This window comes from Streptomyces sp. NPDC004031 (assembly GCF_053604375.1).
In genome coordinates, this window is record NZ_JBSGHL010000052.1 from 56,028 (window position 1) to 62,027 (window position 6,000).

A 6,000-nucleotide genomic window follows, 5' to 3' on the forward strand; every position below is an offset into this window, starting at 1 on the left:
TCGGCCGGAGAGGACCGAGGGAAGGACTCCTATGATCGACAGGCGCACTTTCGGCAAGGCGGCGGGACTGGGCACGGGCGCGGCGGCCGCCTCGCTCGCAGGGCTGCAGACCGCGTCGGCCGCGGCACCGCGCGGGACGGCGGCCGGGACCGCCGCGCCGACCGTGCCACTGATCACGCCCGGCACGCACACCACGTTCGCCCCCCTGAAACGGGTCGAGGCCGGTGAGCTGGAGATCGGCTACGCCGAGGCCGGTCCCGCCCACGGCCCCGTCGTCATCTGCCTGCACGGCTGGCCGTACGACATCCACAGCTTCGTGGACGTCGCCCCGCTGCTGGCGGCGCAGGGCTACCGGGTGATCGTCCCCTACCTGCGCGGCCACGGCGCCACCCGCTTCCTGTCCCCGCGGACCTTCCGCAACGCCCAGCAGTCGGTGGTCGCGCTCGACATCGTCGCGCTGATGGACGCCCTGCGGATCGACAGCGCGGTGCTGGCCGGTTTCGACTGGGGCTCCCGGACCGCCGCGATCATCGCGGCCCTGTGGCCGGAGCGCGTCAAGGCCCTGGTCCCGGTGAGCGGTTACCTCGTCACCCACCTGCCCACCCAGCTGAAGCCGATCGCCCCCCGGTCCGAGTACGCCTGGTGGTACCAGTACTACTTCGCCACCGACCGCGGCGCGAAGGCCATGAGCGACGCCACCGACCGGCACGACCTGTGCCGGCTGGTGTGGGACACGGTCTCCCCGTCGTGGGATTTCGACGACGCGACCTTCGAGCGCACCGCCGCGGCCTTCACGAACCCCGACTACGCCGCCATCGTGATCCACAACTACCGCTGGCGCCTGAGCCTCGCCCCGGGCGACCGCCGCTACGACCACCTGGAGGAGCGGCTCGCCGCGATGCCGGCCGTCACGGTGCCGAGCGTCGTCCTGGACGCGGAGCTGGACCCGTTCAGCGCGGGCAACGACACCGCCTACCGCGGCCGGTTCACCGGCCCGTACCGCTACCGCCTGCTGGAGGGCATCGGGCACGACCTGCCGCAGGAGGCGCCGACCGCCTTCGCCCAGGCCGTCGTGGACGCCGACCACCTCTGAACCGCGCAGGCGCGTGCCCTGCTCCGCGGGCGGACCGCGGAACAGGGCACGCGCCCGTGCCGGGGTGCGGCGTCAGTGCCGGGAGGGCGCGACGCAGCGGTAGCTCGCGGCCGAGGCAGGGTCACCGTGGCCGGTCCAGCGGGAGACCTCGGGGTAGTGGCACAGGTCGCGGGTGACGGTCCCGCCGGAGGGCAGCGAGGCCGCGGCGCTCAGGGTGCGCGGGGCCTTGCCGTGCTCGACCCACTGGGTCAGGGCGCCCAGGGCGTCGGTGGGCGCCGGGCCCGGGGCCGGGGTGCCGGCGCAGTGGCTGACGCCCGGGGCCAGGAAGAGCCGGTAGAAGTCGTCGACGTTCTTCGTGCCGCCCATCAGCCGGTCGACCTTCTCCCGGTAGTCCACCGTGCCCTGGGCGGGGATGTACTGGTCGGCCAGGCCCTGCCAGCTGAGCAGCTTGCCGCCGGACGCGCGGAAGGCCGTCAGATCCGGGTCGTCGGTGCCGATGACCGCGTCGTACTCGGCCTCGGACTGCCGGAAGAGCTGGGCGAACCGGTCGTAGGTGAGGGTGGTGAGGTCGTCGCCGGGCTGCTTCTCCACGAAGTCCGCAACCCACTGGGCGGGTACGGGGAAGGGCTCGCCGCTCACGGTGCCGTCGTCCGCGGTACGGGTGCCGGCCAGGTCGAAACTCGCGCCGACGGGCACGCCCGCCCACAGCCGCTTGCCCGAGGCGGTGCGCGGGCCGTCCCAGATCTTGCGGACGACGGTCGCGTCCGCGGCCGTGACGGTGATCGGTGTGCCCCCGCAGTCGATCGTCGTGCCGACGAGTTCGCGCGGGTCGTAGTGGCAGTCCCGCGGGTCGCCGATCAGGCCGTCGGGATTGCCGTCGAGCGAGTCGCAGGCCTTGACCGCGGCTGCGGTGAAGGCGTTGAACTCGCACTGGCTGGGGAAGGTGTGTTCGTTGTTCATGACCACCTGCGGCCACAGGGTGGCGACCTCGAACTCGTCCCAGTTGATCGCGGGCGCGGCGGCGAGGATGCCGTCGTAGTCGTCCGGGTACCGCTGGGCCTCCATGTAGCCCTGGCGGCCGCCGGTCGAGCACCCGTTGAAGTACGCGTAGTCCGGCGGGGTGCCGTAGACACCCGCCACGACCTCCTTGCTCACCACCGCCGTGTCGTGCTCGGCGCGTGCGGCGAAGTCCTCCAGCAGGGGCTTGTCGACGTCGCCCTGGGCGTCCAGCGCCCAGCCGGTGTCGGTGTAGCCGCCGACGCCCGCGTCGGTGGTCGCCGCGGCGTAGCCGTGCTTGATCGCGTCGGCCAGGTTCTGGCCGTAGTCGCCTGCGGCGTACGCGGCCCCGCCGACCGTCTGGAGGCGGCCGGTCCAGCCGGTGCGGGGCAGCCAGACGGTGACCTTCTCATGGTCGCCTGCGCCCGGGTGGGTGAGTGTGAGGACCACCTCGCAGTACGCGGGGACGTCCGGGACGTCCACTGGTCCGGTCGGCGTGACGTCCACGTGCACGGTGCCGCCCGGCCGGCTCGTCGCGGTCACGGACTCCACGGCCGTGCCCGCCGGGCCCCGGACGGACACCGCCGAACATCGGAAGGGCGTGCCCCCGTGCGACCCGGAAGCGGTGTGCGCGGAGGCGCCCGCCGGGAGGCAGAGGGCGGTGACCAGGGGTACGGCGGTGGCGAGGACGGTCAGAAGTCGTCTCATGGCATTCCTTCGCAGAGGAGGCGGCGAGCCGCCCGGCAGCGGACGCGGCGTCAGATCGGTGAAAAGCCGCAGGCCGAAGCCCACTTGGGCCTGGCTTTTGCGGATCAGCAAGAGATTCGCACATCTCGCCGTCACCGGTCAAGCAGGTGACGCATGGCTGCGGCGCGCCGCGCGGCACCTGGCCCGCCGAGCCGGCTTGCCCGCGCACCGCGAGCGGCGGCAAGGGCGACGGCGGTGGGGGCGGCGGCAGCTACGCGGTGACCTCGGCGCGGTCGGCGACAGAGCGGTTCGCCAACGGCCGGAGCTGGAACACTTCGGTGAAGAGCGGTGCGCCCGGCGGGATCCCGCTCATCGGGAAGGCATCGGAGGACGTCACCGTGGACGTCGATCTCTGAACTCGTGCCCGGCCCGGACCGCCGGTTCCCCGGCTTTCGCTACGGGAACCGGCGGTCCGCCTGGACGAAGCGTGTCGGACGGCCGCGGAGGGCCTGCCTACGGGTCGATCTGACACCGGGGCTGATGTGTCCGGTTCAGTCGAAGAGGGCCATGCCGTCCGCGAAGGTGCGCAGCCGTTCGAGCGCCGCGCGGCTCTCGCCACGGGCGTACGGACCTTCCGCCGGGGGAGCGGGAATGTGCGGGTGTTCCGGGACCGTCAGTGAGCGAATCCGCGTCTCTCCAGCGCAGCCGCGGGCACGTTGGGCCTGGTTCCCCCGTCGGTGATGATCGTCATGATGCCGAACGTCGTGGCAGGCCTTTTTCCTCTCCACAGTGGGCTCCCGGGGCTCCCGGGGCTCCCGGGCCCGCGGTCACGGCAGCAGCACGGCGGCCAGCCGCCGCCAGGCGTCCAGCGGGAGTCCGGTCCGCGTGCCGGCCGTGACGACCTGGAGCGCCAGGTGATCGGCCCCCGCGGCCAGGAACTCCTGGGCACGCGTCGCGATCGTGTCGGCGTCGCCGAGCGCGAACACCGCGTCCAGCAGCCGGTCGCTGCCGCCGTCGCGCAGGTCGTCCTCGGTGAAGCCGAGCCGCCGCAGGTTGGCGGTGTAGTTGGGCAGCGTGAGGTACATGGCCAGATGCGCGCGGGCCGTCGCGCGGGCGGTCTCCAGGTCCGGGTCGAGCACCGCCTTGAACTCCGGGGCGAGCAGTGCGTCCTGGCCGAGGATCTCGCGCGCCCGCGCAGTGTGCTCCGGGGTGACCAGGTACGGGTGCGCCCCCGCCGTGCGGTCCCTGGCCAGTTCCAGCATCCTGGGGCCGAGCGCGGCCAGCACCCGTCCGGCCGGCGGTACCGGCTCCGGCGCGGAGTCGAGGGCGGTCAGGTACTCCCGCATCGCCGAATACGGCTTCGCGTAGTCCTTGGCGAGCACGCTGTGGCTCACCCCGAGCCCGAGCAGGAACCGCCCCGGATGGGCGCGTTCGAGCTCCGCCCTCCCGGCGGCGACCTCCGCCGCACCGTGCTGCCAGATGCTGAGGATGCCGGTGGCCACCACGATCCTGGGCGCGGCAGCGAGCAGGGGCGCCGCGTACGCGACGTCCGGGCCGCCGCCGAGCCAGATCGTGCCGTAGCCCAGGGCGTCGAGCTCGGCCGCCGCGTCGTCGTGCTCACCCGAGTAGGCCGGTCCGTCGCCGTTCTGGGCGGTGGTCCAGACACTGCTCCAGACACCGATTCTGCCCAGGGGGCTGTGCTGTGACATGTGAGTCGTCCTCGGTCGAAGGGAATTCGGCGCACGTACGTTGTACACGGCGTGGCCCCAGACCGCGGCCTTCATCGACACCGGCCACAGCAAAGCCCCCGGCGAGGAACCCAACCGGATCGTCAAGCTGACCGCGCGAGCCGTCCACGGCTTCCGGGACCCACCCAGGACGAGCGCCTACGTGAGGTCGTGGGCAGGGCGAATGTCGCCTGACGCGGCAGAGGCCGCCCTCCGACGGAACAACGCGGTCCACAGGAACGTCACGCCGAAGAGTGCTGACTCGGGCGGCTCCTCCCGCATGCGGCGCAGTTCGACCTCCACCAGGTCAGAGAAGATCCAGCGCAGCGATTCGGGCGTGTAGGCGAGGCCACCCCGCAACTCGCGCTCACGGTAGAGGTCCGCGTCGGCGAGTTCCGAACCCATTCCTCCCTCGCCGGCAGCGAAGCTGGTGAGGGCGAGATGGCCGCCGTGGGCCAGGACGCGGTCGAGGAGACTCAGGTAACCGACCCGGCGGTGCGGCGGCAAGTGGTGGAAGCATCCTGAGTCGACGACCAGGTCGTACGGGCCGCTCAACTCGGTCGCGGGGAGAGCGAAAGCGTCACCGCAGAGGAACCGGACATCGACGCCGGACTCGCGAGCCCGGTCCTCGCCCCACGCGACGGCCACCGGGGAGAGGTCGACCGCGTCCACCGCGAAGCCGCGCGAGGCGAGGAACAGCGCGTTGCGGCCCGCCCCGCAGCCCAGGTCCAGGGCCCGCCCGCGAGCGATCAGGCCCTGGTCGAGACAGGCGGCCAGGTTCTCGTCGGGCTTCGCCACGAAGAACGGGACCGGCCTTGACCGGTCGGCGTAGAAGCGATCCCAGAAGTCCTTGCCGTCACCGGTCGCCAGGCGGCCGGCCTCGGATTCAGAGGCGAACAGTCCGTCCAAGAGCGCGAGAACGTCCTCAACGGTGCGTACGGTCCGGTCCATCCGGCCCCCCCTTCGACCGTGTGCGATCGTAGGAGCGAGGAGAACGAAAGGCCAGGCCAGGTGGTGTTTCGCGACGCCCGGAGCGGGCGGCTGCCAGCCCCGGAGGAGACCGGAGACACCCCGCGCCGGGCCCCGGCCCCGCGTCCACCCGAGCACCCCTGCGTGGCCGGGAAAGGCCCACCTCCGGCCACGCCCGGCAGACTTTTTCGACGTGTTTCCAGCGGCGCCACAGGGCGAACGCCGTCCCCCCGTTGTGAGTGCATCGTCCAGATCCGCGTACAGCTCCCGAAGACGCGGTCAGCACTCGATGACGTTGACCGCGAGGCCGCCGCGGGCCGTCTCCTTGTATTTGACTTTCATGTCCGCGCCGGTCTGCTTCATCGTGCGGATGACCTTGTCGAGAGACACATGGTGGCGGCCGTCGCCGCGCATCGCCATCTTCGCCGCCGTCACCGCCTTGACCGCCGCCATGCCGTTGCGCTCGATGCAGGGGATCTGGACGAGGCCGCCGATCGGGTCGCAGGTCAGGCCGAGGTTGTGTTCCAT

6 protein-coding genes are annotated in these 6,000 nt (G+C 72.2%); 2 read left to right on the forward strand and 4 right to left on the reverse strand.

Annotation, left to right across the window (positions count from 1 at the left end):
* Nucleotides 1-31: 31 nt before the first annotated feature.
* The gene (locus ACWERV_RS27885) at nucleotides 32-1,093 is read left to right on the forward strand and encodes an alpha/beta fold hydrolase (protein ID WP_452938111.1); all 1,062 of its coding nucleotides are present in this window, start codon (nucleotides 32-34) and stop codon (nucleotides 1,091-1,093) included.
* Nucleotides 1,094-1,165: 72 nt separating this feature from the next.
* On the opposite strand, the gene ACWERV_RS27890 is transcribed toward ACWERV_RS27885, so the two are convergent.
* Nucleotides 1,166-2,797, reverse strand: a complete 1,632-nt coding sequence (locus ACWERV_RS27890) for a DUF6351 family protein (RefSeq protein WP_452938114.1) — start codon at nucleotides 2,795-2,797, stop codon at nucleotides 1,166-1,168.
* A gap of 146 nt (nucleotides 2,798-2,943) precedes the next feature.
* Here ACWERV_RS27890 and ACWERV_RS27895 point away from each other — a divergent pair, with 146 nt between their 5' ends.
* A complete protein-coding gene (locus ACWERV_RS27895) occupies nucleotides 2,944-3,192 on the forward strand; it encodes a hypothetical protein (RefSeq protein WP_452938117.1) in 249 nt (82 codons plus the stop codon).
* A gap of 411 nt (nucleotides 3,193-3,603) precedes the next feature.
* On the opposite strand, the gene ACWERV_RS27900 is transcribed toward ACWERV_RS27895, so the two are convergent.
* From ACWERV_RS27900 to ACWERV_RS27910, 3 genes are all read right to left on the reverse strand, one after another.
* Nucleotides 3,604-4,485: an LLM class F420-dependent oxidoreductase gene (locus ACWERV_RS27900; RefSeq protein ID WP_452938119.1), complete on the reverse strand. Its 882-nt coding sequence runs from the start codon at nucleotides 4,483-4,485 to the stop codon at nucleotides 3,604-3,606.
* Between the two features lie 177 nt (nucleotides 4,486-4,662).
* Nucleotides 4,663-5,454: a class I SAM-dependent methyltransferase gene (locus ACWERV_RS27905; RefSeq protein WP_452938121.1), complete on the reverse strand. Its 792-nt coding sequence runs from the start codon at nucleotides 5,452-5,454 to the stop codon at nucleotides 4,663-4,665.
* 297 nt (nucleotides 5,455-5,751) lie between these two features.
* On the reverse strand, nucleotides 5,752-6,000 hold a 249-nt coding region (locus ACWERV_RS27910; RefSeq protein WP_452938123.1), incomplete at its 5' end, for an L-serine ammonia-lyase, iron-sulfur-dependent, subunit alpha.